Source organism: Streptomyces sp. NPDC102514 (genome assembly GCF_055584525.1).
The window spans coordinates 140,535-158,055 of the sequence record NZ_JBVJLW010000017.1; the positions used below are offsets into that span (position 1 = coordinate 140,535).

At 72.1% G+C, this 17,521-nt stretch carries 13 protein-coding genes and 1 pseudogene; 13 read left to right on the forward strand and 1 reads right to left on the reverse strand.

What is annotated here, in order from left to right; genetic code table 11:
• The first annotated feature begins 20 nt into the window (after positions 1 to 20).
• The 8 genes and pseudogenes from ACZ60E_RS35625 to ACZ60E_RS35660 all read left to right on the forward strand — a co-directional run.
• The gene (locus tag ACZ60E_RS35625) at positions 21 to 902 is read left to right on the forward strand and encodes a carbohydrate ABC transporter permease (protein WP_469445958.1); all 882 of its coding nucleotides are present in this window, start codon (positions 21 to 23) and stop codon (positions 900 to 902) included.
• Positions 899 to 1,717 carry a carbohydrate ABC transporter permease gene (locus tag ACZ60E_RS35630; protein WP_453795073.1) on the forward strand — a complete coding sequence of 273 codons (819 nt, stop codon included), beginning with the start codon at positions 899 to 901 and terminating at the stop codon, positions 1,715 to 1,717. The genes ACZ60E_RS35625 and ACZ60E_RS35630 overlap by 4 nt, the downstream gene beginning before the upstream one ends.
• 59 nt (positions 1,718 to 1,776) lie before the next feature.
• Positions 1,777 to 3,777 carry a glycoside hydrolase family 127 protein gene (locus tag ACZ60E_RS35635; RefSeq protein ID WP_469445960.1) on the forward strand — a complete coding sequence of 667 codons (2,001 nt, stop codon included), beginning with the start codon at positions 1,777 to 1,779 and terminating at the stop codon, positions 3,775 to 3,777.
• A 13-nt stretch (positions 3,778 to 3,790) separates the two neighbouring features.
• Positions 3,791 to 5,986, forward strand: a complete 2,196-nt coding sequence (locus ACZ60E_RS35640) for a glycoside hydrolase family 127 protein (RefSeq protein ID WP_469445961.1) — start codon at positions 3,791 to 3,793, stop codon at positions 5,984 to 5,986.
• Positions 5,987 to 6,054: 68 nt separating this feature from the next.
• Positions 6,055 to 6,639 carry an MSMEG_1061 family FMN-dependent PPOX-type flavoprotein gene (locus ACZ60E_RS35645; protein WP_384808919.1) on the forward strand — a complete coding sequence of 195 codons (585 nt, stop codon included), beginning with the start codon at positions 6,055 to 6,057 and terminating at the stop codon, positions 6,637 to 6,639.
• Positions 6,640 to 6,774: 135 nt separating this feature from the next.
• Entirely contained in the window at positions 6,775 to 7,653 is an 879-nt protein-coding gene (locus ACZ60E_RS35650; RefSeq protein ID WP_469445964.1) for an ABC transporter ATP-binding protein, read from the forward strand.
• Complete coding sequence (locus ACZ60E_RS35655; protein ID WP_469445965.1) at positions 7,650 to 8,633, forward strand: iron-siderophore ABC transporter substrate-binding protein; 984 nt, start codon at positions 7,650 to 7,652, stop codon at positions 8,631 to 8,633. The genes ACZ60E_RS35650 and ACZ60E_RS35655 overlap by 4 nt, the downstream gene beginning before the upstream one ends.
• 31 nt (positions 8,634 to 8,664) lie before the next feature.
• Positions 8,665 to 10,740, forward strand: a pseudogene (locus ACZ60E_RS35660) (iron ABC transporter permease); the annotation flags it as partial.
• A 43-nt stretch (positions 10,741 to 10,783) separates the two neighbouring features.
• On the opposite strand, the gene ACZ60E_RS35665 reads toward ACZ60E_RS35660, so the two are convergent.
• Positions 10,784 to 11,716 carry an RNA polymerase sigma-70 factor gene (locus ACZ60E_RS35665; RefSeq protein WP_469445966.1) on the reverse strand — a complete coding sequence of 311 codons (933 nt, stop codon included), beginning with the start codon at positions 11,714 to 11,716 and terminating at the stop codon, positions 10,784 to 10,786.
• Positions 11,717 to 11,960: 244 nt separating this feature from the next.
• Between ACZ60E_RS35665 and ACZ60E_RS35670 the strand changes: the two genes are divergently transcribed.
• The 5 genes from ACZ60E_RS35670 (at position 11,961) to ACZ60E_RS35690 (ending at position 17,484) form a co-directional block, all read left to right on the forward strand.
• Positions 11,961 to 13,211 carry a sensor histidine kinase gene (locus tag ACZ60E_RS35670; protein WP_469445968.1) on the forward strand — a complete coding sequence of 417 codons (1,251 nt, stop codon included), beginning with the start codon at positions 11,961 to 11,963 and terminating at the stop codon, positions 13,209 to 13,211.
• A gap of 64 nt (positions 13,212 to 13,275) precedes the next feature.
• Positions 13,276 to 13,977 (forward strand): response regulator, encoded by a 702-nt coding sequence (locus ACZ60E_RS35675; RefSeq protein WP_385836928.1) that lies wholly within the window; start codon positions 13,276 to 13,278, stop codon positions 13,975 to 13,977.
• A gap of 221 nt (positions 13,978 to 14,198) precedes the next feature.
• Positions 14,199 to 15,152: an ATP-binding cassette domain-containing protein gene (locus ACZ60E_RS35680; RefSeq protein ID WP_469445970.1), complete on the forward strand. Its 954-nt coding sequence runs from the start codon at positions 14,199 to 14,201 to the stop codon at positions 15,150 to 15,152.
• Complete coding sequence (locus ACZ60E_RS35685) at positions 15,149 to 16,711, forward strand: ABC transporter permease subunit (RefSeq protein ID WP_469445972.1); 1,563 nt, start codon at positions 15,149 to 15,151, stop codon at positions 16,709 to 16,711. Before ACZ60E_RS35680 ends, ACZ60E_RS35685 begins: the two co-directional genes overlap by 4 nt.
• Positions 16,708 to 17,484, forward strand: coding sequence for an ABC transporter permease (locus ACZ60E_RS35690; protein ID WP_469445974.1), 777 nt, complete (start codon positions 16,708 to 16,710; stop codon positions 17,482 to 17,484). The genes ACZ60E_RS35685 and ACZ60E_RS35690 overlap by 4 nt, the downstream gene beginning before the upstream one ends.
• The last annotated feature ends 37 nt before the right edge of the window (positions 17,485 to 17,521 follow it).

The window sequence follows — 17,521 nt, forward strand, 5'->3', positions numbered from 1 at the left end:
CCACACGCCGAAGGAGCCACATGCAGGGGTTGAGCCCGCGCGCGGTACGGGGCCTCGCCTATGCCACCCCCACGGCGGTCCTGGTCACCGTCTTCTTCCTCCTGCCCCTCCTCCTCGTGGGCCAGATGTCCCTCAGCGACTGGCCACTCCTCGCGGGCGACCGAGGCGTCAACGCCCCCGAGAACTACACCGACGCCACCGACAGCACCCTGTTCTGGCCCGCCGTCCGCTTCACCCTCCTCTACACCGTCATCGTCACGGTCGTCCTCCTCGGCCTGGCCCTCCTTCTCGCCCTCCTCGTGCAGGAGTCCCGCCCCGGCGCCGGCTTCTTCCGCACGGTGTACTTCCTGCCCGGCGCCCTGGGCCTGGCCTCCGCGTCCCTGCTGTTCTGGGGCCTGTACAGCCCCACCACCGGCCCGCTGAGCCGCATCCTCGAAAGGCTCGGCCTCGTCGACGACCCGGTGTCCTTCCTGGGCACACCCACCTCGGCCCTCCTCTCGACGGTCTTCCTCGTCGTCTGGAAGTTCGCCGGCTTCCACATGCTGATCCTGCTCGTCGGCCTCCAGCGCATCCCCCACGAGCTGTACGAGGCGGCCCGTATGGACGGCGCGAGCCGCGCCCAGATCTTCCGCCGCATCACCCTGCCGCTGCTGCGGCCCTCCATCGCCCTGACCCTGCTGCTCTGCGTCACCGGATCCCTGCTGGCCTTCGACCAGTTCTTCATCCTCACCAAGGGCGGCCCGGACAACAGCACGGTCACCGTCGTCCAGTTGATCTACCGGGAGGCCTTCCAGCGGCTGAACCTCGGCACCGCTGCGGCCCTGTCGATCATCGTGCTGGCCGTCCTGCTCCTGCTCAACGCCCTCCAGTTCCGCGGGCTGCGCCGCGCCGACGAGTCATGAGCCGCGCCCTGGGCCGTACGCCCTACTTCGTCGTCGCCGGCGGACTGGCCGTCATCTTCCTCTTCCCCCTGCTGTGGAACGCCTGGGCCTCCGTCAGCGGACAGCCCGGCACCGCACAGGAGTCCGGCCACGGGCTCGGCAACTACCGCACCCTGCTCGACTACGACGCGGGCCTGTGGCGCTACCTCCTCAACAGCACGGTCGTCTCCGCGCTGACCGTCGCCCTGACCCTCGGAGTGTCCCTGCTGGGCGGATACGCCTTCGCCCGCTTCGACTTCCCCGGCAAGAACCTGCTGTTCCTGCTCACCCTGGCCATCCTCATGGTCCCGTACGCCACCCTCCTCATCCCCCTCTACGTCCTGCTCGGCAGACTCCACCTGCAGAACTCGCTCGTCGGACTGAGCCTGGTGCTGGCCATGTTCCAACTGCCGTTCGCCACCTTCATGATGCGGATCTCCTTCGAGGCGGTGCCGCGCGAACTGGAGGAGTCGGCGTTCGTCGACGGATGCGGTACGGCGGGCGCGCTGCGCCGGGTGCTGCTCCCGGCGGTGCGGCCGGGGCTGATCACCGTCGGGCTGTTCGCGTTCCTCGCCGCCTGGAACGACTTCATCGCCCCGCTGATCCTGATCTCGGACAGCGAGAAGGCACCCCTGCCCCTGGCCGTCGCGAACCTGCGGCAGCAGAGCATGGGCGCCGTCGACTACGGAGCCACCGAGGCAGGCGTGGTGGTCCTCGCCGTGCCCTGCCTCCTGCTGTTCCTGCTGCTGCAACGGCACTACATGCGGGGCTTCATGTCGGGCGCACTCAAGGGCTGAAGCCCTGACCGACCTCGACTCGACGGACAACCGAAGGGACGAACCGAAGGCATGAAGTGGTGAAGGAGAACGAGGAGACCAAGGCAGGCAAGGAGAATTCGGCGCCGTCGGCCGTCCTCCCCGTGGCGCCGACCCGGGGCAGGCTGCGGCCACTCGGGCTCGACGAGGTCGGCATCACCGGCGGCTTCTGGGCCCGCCGCAGGCACACCAACGAGACAGTCAGCCTCCCTCACTGCCACGACTGGATGGAACGCTCCGGCTGGACCGGAAACTTCCGCGCCGCCGCCGAGGGACGGGTTCAGCAGAACCGGCGGGGAAGGGAGTTCGCCGACTCCGAGATCTACAAACTCCTCGAAGCCACGGCCTGGCAGAGCGCCGCCGGCAGCACGCCGGACGTGGACGCCACCGCACTCGTCGGGGCCGTCGCCGCCGCCCAGGAACCCGACGGCTATCTGAACACCGCCTTCGGCCGCCCCGGACAGCAGCCCCGCTACAGCGACCTCGAATGGGGCCACGAGCTGTACTGCTACGGCCATCTGATCCAGGCGGGCGTCGCCCAGGCCAGGGCGCGGGGCGGCAGCGAGGGCGAGCTGACGAAGGTCGCCCGGCGGGCCGCCGACCACATCTGCGCGACCTTCGGCCGGGGCGGCATCGAGCGCGTCTGCGGCCACCCGCTGATCGAGACGGCCCTGGTGGAACTGGCCCGGCTGACGGGGGAGGAGCGCTATCTCGCCCAGGCCGCGCTCTTCGTCGACCGCCGCGGCCACGGCACGCTCGCCGACGGCGAGTTCGGCCGCGTCTACCACCAGGACGACCTGCCCGTACGAGAGGCGCGGGCGCTGCGCGGTCACGCCGTACGCGCCCTCTACCTCGCGGCCGGCGCCGTCGACGTGGCGGTGGAGACCGGCGACGAGGAACTGCTCGCCGCCGTCGTACGGCAGTGGGAGGCCGGGGTCGCCCGGCGCACCTATCTCACCGGCGGCATGGGCTCCCACCACCGGGACGAGTCCTTCGGCGACGACTTCGTCCTCCCGCCGGACCGCGCCTACTCGGAGACCTGCGCGGGCGTCGCCTCCGTACAGCTCAGCTGGCGGCTGCTCCTCGCCACCGGAGAACCGCGCTTCGCCGACCTCGCGGAACGGACCCTGTTCAACGTGGTCGCGACCTCACCGGCGGAACACGGCCGGGCCTTCTTCTACGCCAACACGCTGCACCGCCGTCACCGGAGCGCCGTGCCCGCCGCCGACACGGTGAGTCCGGGCGCCGATCCCGGTCTGCGCGCGCCCTGGTTCGCGGTGTCCTGCTGCCCCACCAACGTGGCACGGACCCTGGCCCAGCTGCCCGCGCACCTGGCCACGGCGGACGACCACGGCATCCAGCTGCACCAGTACGCCGACGCGCGGATCGCCACCTTCCTCACCCCCGGCCACTATGTCGCCCTGCGGATCCGCACCGACTACCCGGCCGACGGGACCGTGGTCGTGCGCGTGGACCGGTCGCCGTCGGACCGCCCGTGGACCGTGTCGCTGCGCGTCCCCGCGTGGACGGCGGGCGCCACGGCATGGCTGACCGAACCGGACGGCACCCGCCGCACGGTCGCCCCGGGCACGGCCGAGGTCACCGGGATCTTCCGGCCGGGCGACGAGATACGGCTCGAACTGCCCGTACGGCCGCGCTGGATCGACGCCGATCCGCGCGTCGACGCGGTGCGCGGCGCCGTGGCCGTCCAGCGCGGGCCGCGGGTGTACTGCGCCGAGTCCGTGGACCTGCCCGGCGGCCTCGACGTCGACGCGATCCGGGTGGACCCGGCGGTCGACCCGCGCGACGGGCCGGACCCGGCGGGGGACACCGTCGTGGTCGACGGCCGGCTCACCCCGTACGACCCACGGTCCACCGCGTACGACGCGCGACGCGACGAGCCCTGGCCCTACCGGCCGCTCGACGCCCCCACCGCCACGCCCGAGGCCGACCGGGCGGAGATCACCCTGGTCCCGTACCACTCCTGGGCGAACCGGGGCCCCTCGACGATGCGGGTGTGGCTGCCCGCGGACGACCGATGATCGGAGACCGAGCATGTCCCGACCCCCCACACGCCGCGGCCTGTTGAGGCTCGCCGCCGGGACGGCCGCCGCCGTCCCCCTCGCGCAGGCCACAGCGCCCGCGCATGCCGCGACCGGCGCGGCCCCGGACGCGCCGGGCATCGCGGGAACGGCGGGTACGGCCCCCGGCCGGACCGCCACGGCCGCCGCGCCCGCGCTGCCGGTACAGCCGTTTCCCCTGGGCCAAGTCGCCCTCGGCGACGGCGTGTTCCGCCGCAAGCGCGATCTGATGCTCGACTACGCCAGGGCCTACCCCGCCGACCGTATCCTGGCCGTCTTCCGGGCCAACGCCGGACTCGACACCCGCGGGGCCCGCCCGCCCGGCGGCTGGGAGACCGCCGACGGCAATCTGCGCGGGCACTACGGCGGCCACTTCCTCACGCTCGTCGCCCAGGCGTACGCCGACACCCGCGAGGCGGCGCTCAAGGCCAAACTCGACCATCTGGTCGGCGCGTTGGGCGAGTGCCGGCAGGCCCTGGCCGATCACGGCTCCCCGAGACCGAGCCACCCCGGCTACCTGGCGGCGTACCCGGAGACGCAGTTCGTCCTGCTGGAGAGCTACACGACGTACCCCACCATCTGGGCGCCGTACTACACCTGTCACAAGATCATGCGGGGGCTCCTGGACGCGTACACCCTCGGCGGGAACGCGCAGGCCCTCACGCTCGCCTCGGGGATGGGCGACTGGGTGCACAGCCGCCTCGGCGCCCTGCCTAAGGCGCAGCTGGAGCGCATGTGGTCGATCTACATCGCGGGCGAGTACGGCGGGATGAACGAGGTCCTTGCGGACCTGCACGCCCTCACCGGACGGCCCGAACACCTCGCCGCCGCCCGCTGCTTCGACAACACCGCGCTGCTCGACGCCTGCGCAGAGGACCGCGACATCCTGGAGGGCAGACACGCCAACCAGCACATCCCGCAGTTCACCGGCTATCTGCGGCTGTACGACCACACGGGGGAGGAGCGGTACGCCGCCGCGGCCCGGAACTTCTGGGACATGGTCACCGAGTCCCGGACGTACAGCCTGGGCGGTACGGGACAGGGCGAGATGTTCCGGGCCCGGGGCGCGATCGCGGCGACCCTCGACGACAAGAACGCGGAGACCTGCGCCACGTACAACATGCTCAAGCTGAGCAGGCAGCTCTTCTTCCACACGCCCGACCCCGTGTACATGGACCACTACGAGCGCGGCCTGACCAACCACATCCTCGCCTCCCGCCGGGACGCGGGCGGCGCGCCGAGCACAAGCAGTCCGGAGGTCACCTACTTCGTCGGCATGGGGCCCGGAGTCGTGCGCGAGTACGGCAATATCGGCACCTGCTGCGGCGGTACCGGCATGGAGAACCACACCAAGTACCAGGACTCGGTGTACTTCCGCTCCGCCGACGGCAACGCGCTGTACGTCAACCTCTACCTCGCCTCGACCCTGCGGTGGCCCGAGAAGGGGCTCGTCGTCGAGCAGACCAGCGACTATCCGGCGGAGGGCGTCCGCACCCTGATCCTCCGCGAGGGCGGTGGCACGTTCGATCTGAGACTGCGGGTGCCGTCCTGGGCCACGGGAGGCTTCAGCGTCACGGTCAACGGGGTGCCGCAGCGAGCCGAGGCCGTGCCCGGCAGCTATCTCACCCTGACCAGGAACTGGCGGCGCGGCGACCGGGTCGGTGTCCTGGCGCCCTACCGGCTGCGCATCGAGAGAGCCCTGGACGATCCCGCCGTCCAGTCGCTGTTCCACGGGCCGGTCCTGCTGGCCGCGCGGAGCCAGGCGACGGGATTCCGCTCGTTCTCCTTCTACAAGGACTTCACGCTCCGGGGCGATCTCGCCGACGCGATCGATCCCGAGGGCCGCCCCTCGCACTTCACCACCCACGGTCTGACCCTGGCGCCGTTCCACCTCGCGGACGACGCCCGCTACCACGCCTACTTCAGGCGGGCCGAACCCGTCGTCGTGTTCGGGGCGACCGACTCCGGCGTACCCAACCGCGCCCGCGCTGACGGGCTGACCTTCCTCGACGTCCTCTGGGGCCGGGCGCCCTTCGCGGCCTCCGGTGATTTCGTCCGGGCGGTGGGCGTTCTGGCCGACCTCTGGCTGTCCGAGGGGCACTTCACACGGGCGGAACGGGACCGTGTCGTCGCGGCTGCCCCGGGCGTCACTCAGGTAAGGCATGCCTAACGACGTCAGATAATGTTCTGCGTGCAACTACTTGTACCCGCCGGATGCACGCATGTTTGGAGTCGGCCTTGCCGCACACGATCGACACCGCCGGAACAGGGCCGGACACCGTGACCGGGGAGGGCCGGGAAGAGGGCCGGGAAGGCTGGGTCGAACTGGGGTCGAGCGCCGAGCTGCGCGAGCTGCTCGGCGAACCCTGGCCCATCGTGATCGAGAAGGTCCACGACCGGCTCGCCGACCAGGACCGGGACATCATCGCCCGCTCGCCCTTCTGTCTGCTGGCCACCTCCGACTCGCACGGCAACTGCGACGTCTCCCCGCGCGGGGACGCCCCCGGCTTCACGCACGTCCTCGACTCCGGCACGCTCGCCCTGCCCGACCGGCCCGGGAACCGGCGGGGCGACAGCTTCCACAACATCCTCGACAACCCGCACGCCGGTCTGCTCTACCTGATACCCGGCAGCAAAGAGGTCCTGCGGGTCAACGGCCGCGCCCGCATCCTCTCCGACGCCCCGTTCTTCGACGCGATGACGGTGAAGGGGCAGCGTCCCGCGCTGGCCCTGGTCCTGGAGATCGACGAGATCTATCTGCACTGCCCGGCGTCGCTGCGGCGCTCGGGCGTGTGGAACCCGGAGTCCTGGCCGACCGACTGACCGACCCATCGACTGACCGGCAGGTCGACCGACCGGCAGGTCGGCTCGCTGGTCGAAGGGTCGTCGAAGCGCCGGTCGAACCTGTGTGCGGCACCCCCTGCCCCACACAAATAAGGGTAGGCTAACCTTTGTCCGGTGAGATCTGGTGAAGAAACAGCCGACACCCCGCGTCTTCGCGGTCACCAACTGTCGGCCACGAGCGTGACCGTCGCGTACGACGGCGTCGACGTCGTGCACGACGCGGCGGTCGCCCTGCGGCCCGGTGAGGTGACCGTCCTGGTCGGCCCCAACGGCAGCGGCAAGTCGACGCTCCTGCGGACGATCGCCCGTCTGCAGCGAGCCCGCCGCGCCACGCTCAGGATCGACACCGGGACCGACGGCCTCGCCCTGAGCGCCCGTGAGTTCTCACGGCACGTCGCCCTGTTGACCCAGGGCCGCCCCACCCCCGGCGGACTGACCGTGCGGGACGTCGTCGAGTTCGGCCGCTACCCCTACCGGGGCCGCTTCGGCCGGCCCGACCCGGACGCGTCCGCCGCGATCGACCGCGCGCTCGCGCTGACCGGCGTCACGGACCTCGCCGGGCGCGGCGCCGACCACCTCTCCGGCGGCCAGCTGCAGCGCGTGTGGCTCGCGAGCTGCCTGGCCCAGGAGACCGGCGTACTGCTGCTCGACGAGCCGACGACCTACCTCGACCTGCGCTACCAGGTCGAACTCCTCGACCTCGTCCGTGACCTGGCGGACGACCACGGCATCGCCGTCGGAGTCGTCCTGCACGACCTCGACCAGGCGGCGGCCATCGCCGACCGGATCACCCTGCTCGAAGCGGGCCGCGTCGTCGCCGACGGCCTGCCCGAGGACGTCCTCACCCCCGAACGCCTCACCGCCGTCTACGGCATCCGCATCGACGTGGACCACGACCCCCTCACCGGCCGGCTGCGCACCCGCCCGATCGGCCGACACCACACCCGGCACACCCGCCGCACTCGAACCGAAAGGCTTGGCACCACCTCATGAGACGCCTCCTGCTCACCGCGGCCGCCACCACCGCCGCGGCGCTCACCCTCGCCGCCTGCGGCACCACCGAGCCTGCCGCCGACAAGACCGAGAAGAAGACGTCCGAGGCCATCACCCTCACCGACGGCTCCGGCAAGAAGCTCACGCTCGACGGCCCGGCCACCAAGGTCGTCGCCACCGAGTGGAACGAGGTCGAGAGCCTCGTCACGCTCGGCGTCGACCCGGTCGGCGTCTCCGACGTCAAGGGCTACAACACCTGGGACTCCGCCGTCCCGCTGAAGAACGAGCCGAAGGACATCGGCACGCGCGGCGAGCCCAGCATGGACACCGTCGCCGCCCTCGCGCCCGACCTCATCCTGGCCTCCTCCGACCTGGCGCCCGCGGCCGTGAAGCAGCTGCGCGAGGTCGCCCCGGTGCTGGAGATCAAGTCGGCCGACGGCTCCGACCAGATCGGTCGGATGCTGACGAACCTCGACCTGATCGCCAAGGCCACCGGCACCACCGACCAGGCGGAGACGGCCCGCAAGGACTTCGAGGCCAAGCTCACCGAGGGCAAGAAGGCCCTCGCCGACGCCGGCCTCGCGGGCACGGACATCGCCTTCGCCGACGGCTACGTCACCTCCAACCAGGTCACCCTGCGCCCGTACACCGACGGTTCCCTCATTGGGTCCGTCAACAAGCGCCTCGGCCTGAAGAACGCGTGGAAGGTCAAGGGAGACGCGGCCTACGGTCTCGGCTCCACCGACGTCGAAGGCCTGACCGACCTGCCGAAGGACACGCAGTTCGCCTACATCGGCAACGACGACGACAAGACCGCCACCCCGTTCACCGGCGTGCTCGCGAAGAACGCCGTGTGGAAGTCCCTGCCGTTCGTGAAGTCCGGTGACGTGCACCGGCTGGACGACGGCATCTGGATGTTCGGCGGCCCCGGCTCGATGTCGGCGTACATCGACGCTCTCGTCGCCGCGCTGACGAAGTAGCAACAGAGACACCAGCAGGCGAAGCAGAAGCAACGGAGCCATGGCCGTCACCGCAACCTCCCCCGTCACCCGCCCGCCGACGGCCACGTCCTGGGCGGGCGCGGTCGCGGTGACGGCCGCCCTCGTCCTCCTGGTCGTCGCCCTCGGGATCGTCGACATCACCCAGGGCACCGCCGCCGTCGGACCGGCCGAGGTGTTCAAGGCCCTGATCGGGCAGGGCGAAGGGGCCGACGCGTCCGTGGTGATCGCCTCCCGGCTGCCGCGGATGGCCGCCGGCATCCTGGTCGGCGTCATCCTGGGCGTGGCGGGCGCCGTACTGCAGGCCGTCAGCCGCAACGTCCTCGCCTCACCCGACACCCTCGCGGTGAACGCCGGTTCGTATCTGGCGCTCGGCCTGGTCGGCGCCACCGGCGTCTCACTGCCGCTGCTCGCGTCCTCCGGCATCGCCTTCGCCGGCGGACTCCTCGCCGCGGCCGTCGTACTCGCCCTGTCCGGCCTCGGCACGGGCACCGTACGACTGGTCCTCGCCGGTACCGCGCTGGCCCTGGGCCTGAACTCCGTGACGGAGGGCCTCCTCCTGCTGTTCCCGGAGCAGACCGAGGGCCTCTACCAGTGGAACCAGGGCAGCATCAGCCAGAACGGCTTCGACGGCGTCCTCCAGATGCTGCCCATCGCCCTGCTCGGGATCGCCGGGCTCCTGCTGGTGGCACGCCGCGTCGACGCGCTCGCCCTCGGCGACGACGCCGCGCGCGGCCTCGGCGTCCCGGTCCGCGCCACCCGCGTCACGGTGGTCGTCCTGGCCTCGCTGCTGTCCGCGGCGGCGGTCACACTCGCCGGACCCATCGGCTTCGTCGGCCTGTGCGCACCGGCCCTGGTGCGTCCGCTCGCCCGCAGGCTCAGGGGCTTCGCCCGCGCCCGCACGACCCTGCCGGTGGCGGGACTCGTCGGCGCGGTGCTGGTCCTCGGCTCGGACGTGCTGCTCCGGGCCCTCGTCCCCTCGGACCGGGCGGTCGCCGTGCCCACCGGCGTCGTCACCAGCCTGGTCGGCGCCGTGTTCCTGGTGGCGATGGCCCTGCGGCTGCGGGACACCTCCGGAGCCGAGGCCCCGGACCGGATACGCATCCCCGGCCGGACCGCGTTCCTGGTGACCCTGGCCGGTCTCGTCGCCGTCGTCGTCGGTGTCACGATCGCCGGCGCCCTGCTCGGCGACAGCAAACTCCTGCTCGGCGACCTCGCGAACTGGGCGCAGGGCCGGGCCGGCCGAGGCGTGTCCTTCATCCTCGAAACCCGTGTCCCCCGCGTGCTCGCGGCTCTGTGCGCGGGCGCGGCGCTCGCCCTGGCCGGCACGCTCGTCCAGGCCGTGACCCGCAACCCGCTCGCGGAACCGGGCGTCCTGGGCGTGTCAGGTGGCGCCGCGCTGGGCGCCGTGCTCCTCGTCACGACCGCGCCCGTCGCCGGTACCTGGGGGGTCGCGGGTGCCGCATTCGCGGGCGCCGCGGTGACCTCCGTCGTCGTCTTCGGGCTCGCCGCCCGTGGCGGCTACCAGCAGAACAGGCTGGTCCTCGTCGGCATCGGCGTCGCCGCCGGTACCGCGGCGCTGATCAGTCTGCTGATCGTGCTCACGGACCCGTTCAACGCCACGAAGGCGCTGACCTGGCTGTCCGGTTCGACGTACGGCCGGACCCTGCCGGACGTGCTGCCCGTCGCACTCGTGCTGGTGCTGGGCCTCGTCGTCGCCTTCGCCCGGCGCACCGAACTCGACCTCGTCTCCCTCGACGAGGACACCCCGCGCCTCCTCGGCCTGCCGCTGTCCCGGGCCAGGCTCGGCTTCCTGGCGGTGGGTGTCCTGCTCAGCGCGACCGCCGTCGCCTCGGCCGGCACCATCGGTTTCGTGGGCCTGGTGGCACCGCACGCGGCCCGCGCCCTCGTGGGCCGACGGCATGTGCGGGTGGTGCCGGTGTCCGTCCTGCTGGGCGCCGCGCTCGTCTGCACGGCCGACCTCCTCGGCCGCACGGTCATCGCCCCCGCCCAGCTGGGCGCGGGCCTGATGACGGCCGTGATCGGTACGCCGTACTTCCTGTACCTGCTGGTACGAAGCCGGCGCTGAACCGGTGGAGCCCCGGCGGGCGGCGGCGCTGGGCGGTGTCCGCTCAGCCGTCCGTCGGGTCGTCCGCCTGGCCGTCCGCCCGGTCGTCCAGCGACGCCACGTACGGCAGGAGTTTGTCCGGGGCCATGACCCACATGATCCGGTCGATGCCCTCCGCCGACACGTCCACCGACAGCAGGGCCACGGCGTGTCCGCCGGACCGCACGACGACGGCCGGGCGGCCGTTGGCCTCGACCCAGCTGACGTCCGACTGCGGCCAGAAACGCGGCGCGAAGGCGGCGAGGTACCGGGAGACGTGCAGGCGTCCGACCACCGCGATCCGCGAGGCGCCGCGCACCCCTCCGCCGTCGGAGTAGCTGACGACGTCCGCCGCGAGGACGTCTTCGAGCGACTTCAGATCGCCTGTCTGCGCCGCGGTCAGGAACACCGTCAGCAGCCTCCGGTGCTCGCTGGGGCTGACCCGTTCCTTCCGCTCGGTGGCCAGGTGCTTGCGCGCCCGGCTCACCAGCTGGCGGGTGTTGGCCTCACTCGTCTCCAGGATGTCCGCGACCTGCCGGTAGGGGTAGTCGAACGCCTCCCGCAGGACGTAGGCGGCCCGCTCCACCGGGTTCAGCTTCTCCAGGAGATGGAGGACCGCCAGCTCGACCGCCTCGGCGCGTTCCGCGCCCAGGTGCGGGTCGAGGCTGGTGTCGACCGGCTCGGGGAGCCAGGGCCCGATGTACGTCTCGCGGCGTACGCGGGCGGACTGGGCCGTGTTGATCGCGAGACGGGTGGCCACGGTGGTCAGGAAGGCGGTCGGCTCGACGATGTTCGTGCGGTCGGCGTTCTGCCACCGGACCCACGTCTCCTGGAGGACGTCCTCGGCCTCCGCGGCGCTGCCGAGCATGCGGTAGGCGACTCCGAAGAGCTGAGGGCGCGCCGCGGTGAACTGCTTCGTCGCCGTCTCAAGAGAGTTGGCCTCGTCCCCGGCGTGCATCGATGTCCTTTCGCCCCAGATCACATTCATGTTACAGCCGGGGCGCGAGGGGTGCGCGAGGGGTTCATGAGAGGTGCGTGCGCGGGCTCGGGCGGCCCCGGGACGGTCCGGCGGGGGTGCGCGCCCGATCGGTCGGCGGGTCCCCGCCCCCCGTCGCTGACGGCGTCGTCCCTCGCGCGGGGGACGACGTCATCGCCCGCTGGAGGGATGATCCCGAAGAGTCCCGACTGCCATACTGACCGGCGTGCCCCGTGCGACGGCTTGGCGTGACACCTGGATCGCGACGCGACGGCGAGTGTCCGAACTCCCGCACGTGGGTGTGCTGTTCGGGGCCCTGCTCGGGTCGGCCGCCGTCCTGGAATCGCTCGCCGAGTTCGTCGGCGCCCACGGGTCGGTACCCCGGCTGTTCGCCGACGCCACCGCGCGGGCCGACCCGCACGGCAGCGTCACGGGCGTGCAGTTCGCCATGGTGGTCGGGCTGTTGTGCCTGTCGACCGCCCTGCCGCTCGCCTTTCTGCGCCCCCTGGCGGCCGGGGTCACCGTCACCACGGCGAGCATCGGCTCGCTGCTGATCTTCGGGACGCTGACCGTGGCGGGCCTGGCCGCCCAGCTCGTCGCCCAGTACCGGCTCGGCCGCGGCGGCTCCGTCCTGCCCGCGGCACTCCTCGGCACGCCCTTCCTCGTCCTGGCCCTCACCGGCCCCGACGACACCGGCCAGCGCGTACGGGTCGTACTCGTCGCGGCACTGGCCCCGCTGGCCGCCTTCGCCGGACTGGCCGCCCGTTCCCACGAGCAGAACCGGCGGCACAGCGCCATCCGCGAGGTCATGGACGGCACGCGGTGGGAGAACGCCGCACGGGGCGAACGCGTGCGCATCGTCAGGGAGTTGCACGACGTCGTCGGTCACCACATCTCCATGATCGCCGTACAGGCCGAGACGGCCCGAATAGCCACCCCGGGCATGCCCGCCGAGGGCGCCGAACGACTGCTCGGCATCGGGGACACCGCTCGCGCCGCCCTGAACGAGATGCGCCGGCTGCTCGGTGTGCTCCGCGAGGACACCGGGTCCGTCACCGGCGGCGACCGCAGGCCGCAACCCGACCTGGCACAGCTCCACGAACTGCTCGAAGAGGCACGCAAGGCGTCCGCCGCATCCATCCGCCTCATCCTCAGCGGCTCACCGAGCGCACTGGACCCCGGCATCGAACTCGCCGCCTACCGCATCGTCCAGGAATCCCTCACCAACGCCCGCAAGCACGCCGCCGGCGCCGCCGTCGACGTGGAACTCGTCTACGCCGACGAAGCGCTGCACCTGCGCGTCCGTGACAACGGCCCGGGACCGCCGCGCGACCGGCCCGCCGGCGGACACGGCCTGCTCGGCATGCGCGAACGCGCGTCCGCGGTCGGCGGCGACGTCCACACCGGCCCGGGGTTCGGCGGCACCGGTTTCGTCGTCGAGGCACGCTTCCCCGTCAAGGCACCGGAACCCCGATGACACCAGAGCCCCCGCGATGCCGGAGTCCTCGCGATGCCAGAGCCCCCATGACGGAAGAGATCTCATGACCAGCCCGTCCTCGCCGATCCGGGTCGTCGTCGCCGACGACCACGTCGTGGTCCGCACCGGTTTCGCCGCGCTGCTCGACAGCCAGGCCGACTTCACCGTCGTACGGACCGCGTCCTCCGGGGCGGAAGCGGTACGGGTCTGCCACGAGGTCTCCCCGGACGTGGTCCTCATGGACATCCGCATGCCCGAGATGGACGGCATCGAGGCCACCCGACAGCTCGTGGGCTCCTCGCCCGACGGCGTCGACGCACCGCGCGTCCTGATCCTGACGACCTTCGACCTCGACGAGTACGTGTACGACGCGCTGCGCGCCGGAGCCAGCGGCTTCCTCCTCAAGGAGGTGACCGCGGAACGGCTCTTCGACGCCGTACGTGTCGTCGCCGCCGGGGACGCGCTGCTCGCGCCCGGCATCACCCGCAGGCTCATCAGCGAGTTCGCGCTGATGCCCGCCAGACCCGACACCACACCGCCGCCCGGCATGAAGGCGCTCACCGCACGCGAGCGAGAGGTCCTCCTGCTCGTCGCCGAGGGCCTCTCCAACCCGGAGATCGGCGCCAGGCTGGTCGTCGGCGAGGAGACGGTGAAGACACACGTCAGCCGTATCCTCGGGAAGCTCGCGCTGCGTGACCGCACGCAGGCCGTGATCGCCGCGTACGAGACGGGACTTGTGGTGCCCGGCACCCGCAGGCCGCAATAGCGTGACCCGCGCCGCAGCGGCGTGACCGGCGTTCGCACGTCAGCCGCCATCCTCGGACAGCACCCGGTCCGTCCCACCCGGTCCGCCCCACCTGTTCCGTCCCACCCGGTCCGTCCCTCCCGTGGGGGACGGACCGACCGCGTACTGGCTCCTGTGAGTGAGGCGGAACATGGCTCCTGGCCGTGACGACCCGGCCACCCCCTCCTCCCTAGTCTGCGGACATGGAGAAAGCGATCGACGGGTCGGACGCGAGGATCGAAGTCCGGGACGTGCACAAGCACTTCGGAAGCACCCGGGCGCTGGACGGGATGACGTTCGACGTCAGGCCGGGCCAGGTCACCGGCTTCGTCGGGCCGAACGGCGCCGGCAAGTCCACGACCATGCGCGTCATCCTCGGCCTGGACCGCCCCGACGAGGGAACCGCACTGGTCGGCGGGCGCCGCTACCAGGTCCTGCGGACCCCGCTCACCCACATCGGGGCGCTGCTGGACGCCGCGGCCGTGCAGCCGAGCCGTACCGCCCGCCACCATCTGCTGTGGCTGGCCCACTCCCAGGGGCTGGGCGCCGGACGGGTCGACGAGGTGATCCGTCAGGTCGGTCTCCAGGACGCGGCCCGGCGCAGGGCGGGCGGCTTCTCCCTGGGTATGAGGCAGCGCCTCGGCATCGCGGCAGCCCTCCTCGGCGATCCCCCGGTGGTCATGCTCGACGAGCCCTTCAACGGCCTGGACCCCGAAGGAATCAGGTGGATGCGCGGCCTTCTCGCCTCACTGGCCGGACAGGGGAGGGCCGTGCTGGTCTCCAGCCATCTGATGGGCGAGCTGCAGGACATCGCCGACCATGTGGTGGTCGTCGGACGCGGCAAGGTCGTCGCCGACATGAGCGTGCGTGAACTGCTGGCGTCGATGTCCCGGGGCAGGGTGACCCTGCGGACGTCCGCGCTCGCCCGGGCCATGACGCTGCTGGCCCGCTCGGGCGCCACCGTGAGCTCCACCGGGGCCGACACGATCAGTGTGACGGGGCTGCCCCCGGAGAACGTGGTGTCGCTCCTCAGCCAGAACGTGGTGCCGTTCTCGGAGATCTCCGAGCACCGCGCCTCGCTGGAGGAGGCGTACATGGAGCTGACCCGGGACGCCGTGCAGTACCGCGGTGCCGTTCCCGAGGAGGCCGGCCGATGACCGCCACGTCGGCACCGCCCCGCACGACCGCACGGCCGGGCCGGGGCGGCTTCGGACGGGTCCTGCACGCGGAGTGGACCAAGTTCCGTACGGTACGGGGCTGGGTGTGGAGCGCGGTCGGCGCGGTGCTGGTCATCTGCCTGGTGGGCCTGCTCGCCACGGCGGCCGACAACAGGTCCGCTGCGAACGGCAGTTCCGCGCTGCCCGTCGGCCCCGGCGGTCAGGCGGTCAACGACAGCTTCTACTTCGTCCACCAGAAGCTCCGCGGCGACGGCAGCATCACCGTCTCGGTGTCCTCACTGGCCGGCGTCGTCCCGACGAACCCGGACGACGGCACGAGCGGCCTCGCACCGTGGGCGAAGGCCGGGGTCATCGTGAAGGACAGCCTCGACCAGGGGTCGTCGTACGCGGCGATGATGGTCACGGGCAGCCATGGCGTGCGGATGCAGTACGACTACACGCACGACATCGCCGGGACGACCGGGACGACCGGGGCGGTCTCCGAGGAGGCGCCGCGGTGGCTGCGCCTGCGGCGCACCGGCGACACGCTCACCGGCTACCAGTCGGCCGACGGTTCACGGTGGACCGAGGTGGGCCGAGCGGACCTGTCCGGCCTCTCGGCGACACCGGAGGTCGGACTGTTCGTGACCTCGCCGTCCGTCGAGGAGGAGACCGGCACCGGAACGGGCTTCGCCCCGGCCGTCGCCACCGGCACCTTCGACCAGGTCACGCTGGGCGGCCGGTGGACCGGCGGCGCCTGGGCGAGCGATCAGGTCGGCAGGGACGCCGGCACCTCCGCGAGCTACAGCCGGGACACCCGGGGCGGAGCCACCCCCTCCGGCGGCGGCTTCGAGGTGACCGGCGCGGGCGACATCGCGCCCGTCGTCGGCGGCCCCGCCACCAGCGGCGTACGGACCATCGAGAACTTCCTCGTCGGCGCGTTCGCCGGACTGATCATCATGGTCGTCGTGGGCGCGGGCTGCATCACCGTCGAGTACCGGCGGGGCCTGATCGCCCTGACCCTGGCGGCCGGCCCGCGCCGGGGCCGCGTCCTGGTGGCGAAGGGCCTGGTGGTCGGCTCCGTGGCCTTCCTCGTCGGCGTGGTCTCCGCGGCGGTCATGGTCCCCCTCGGGAGACAGCGGTCGGAGGCAGGCGGCTTCCCCGTCCTGACGGTACCGACGGCCACCGGACTGCGGGTCGTCGTCGGGACGGGCCTGCTGCTCGCCGCCGCGAGCGTCCTCGCCCTCGCCGTCGGCGCCATCCTGCGGCGCGGTGTCGTGGCCGTCACCGTGGTCGTCGTCGGCGTGGTGCTGCCCTACCTCCTCGCGACCGCGTCCGTACTGCCCGACGGGGCCTCGCGGTGGCTGCTGAGGGTCACTCCCGCCGCCGGCTTCGCCATCCAGCAGAGCGTCGAGCGCTACGACCAGGTCGTCACCGTCTACGCGCCCTCGGCCGGGTACTTCCCGCTGGCCCCCTGGACCGGCCTCGCCGTCCTGTGCGCCTATACGGCTGCCTCGTTCGCCGCCGCCGTGGTCCTGCTCCGCCGGAGGGACGCGTGAAAGCCGCCGGACACGCCGAATGGACGAAGCTGCGGACCGACGCGAGCAACGGCTTGCTGACGCTCGGCATGGTCGTGCTGACCCTCGCGGTCGGTGCCGCGGTGACCATGACCTCCAGGTGCGACGCCACCGGCTGCGGCGGGGACCCGGCGCGGCTCGGCCTCTCCGGCGTACTGGTCGGCCAGGTCGTCGTCGCGATCGTCGCGGTGCTGACGGTCGGCGACGAGTACAGCACCGGCATGATGCGGACGACGCTCACCGCGGTGCCGCGCCGCCTGACGGTCCTCTGCTCGAAGTCCGCCGTGCTCACCGCGGTGCTGCTGGTGGCGGGAACGGTCTCCGTCCTCGGCTCCCTGCTGGTCGCCGGCCTCGTGCAGCCAGGGCGCGGCTTCACGGAGGAACACGGCTTCACGGCCCTTTCGTCGGCCGACGGGGCGACGCTGCGGGCCGCCGTGGGTTCGGTCCTCTACCTCGTGCTGATCGGCCTGCTCAGCCTGGGCGTCGCCCTGGTCGTGCGGAACTCGGCGACCGCCGTCGGGATCGTCCTCGCCCTGCTGTTCGTCTTCCCGGTACTGGCCCAGGCGGTCGCCGATCCGGACTGGCAGCGCCACCTCCAGCAGATCGCGCCGATGACGGCCGGCCTCGCCGTCCAGACGACCGTGCGCGTCGACGACCTGCCGATAGGCCCCTGGCAGGGCCTGGGCGTCCTGGCCCTGTGGGCGGCCGGCGCGATGACCGCGGGCGGCTGGCTGTTGCGCGCGCGGGACGCGTAGCGAAGACGAGAAGGCAGGACGCGTAGGGACGACGAGT

Coding starts and splice junctions, on each gene's coding strand:
- ACZ60E_RS35625 (WP_469445958.1), top strand. CDS start 21: ATGCAGGGGTTGAGCCCGCGCGCGGTACGGGGCCTCGCCTATGCCACC.
- ACZ60E_RS35630 (WP_453795073.1), top strand. CDS start 899: ATGAGCCGCGCCCTGGGCCGTACGCCCTACTTCGTCGTCGCCGGCGGA.
- ACZ60E_RS35640 (WP_469445961.1), top strand. CDS start 3,791: ATGTCCCGACCCCCCACACGCCGCGGCCTGTTGAGGCTCGCCGCCGGG.
- ACZ60E_RS35655 (WP_469445965.1), top strand. CDS start 7,650: ATGAGACGCCTCCTGCTCACCGCGGCCGCCACCACCGCCGCGGCGCTC.
- ACZ60E_RS35665 (WP_469445966.1), bottom strand. CDS start 11,716: ATGCACGCCGGGGACGAGGCCAACTCTCTTGAGACGGCGACGAAGCAG.
- ACZ60E_RS35675 (WP_385836928.1), top strand. CDS start 13,276: ATGACCAGCCCGTCCTCGCCGATCCGGGTCGTCGTCGCCGACGACCAC.
- ACZ60E_RS35680 (WP_469445970.1), top strand. CDS start 14,199: ATGGAGAAAGCGATCGACGGGTCGGACGCGAGGATCGAAGTCCGGGAC.
- ACZ60E_RS35685 (WP_469445972.1), top strand. CDS start 15,149: ATGACCGCCACGTCGGCACCGCCCCGCACGACCGCACGGCCGGGCCGG.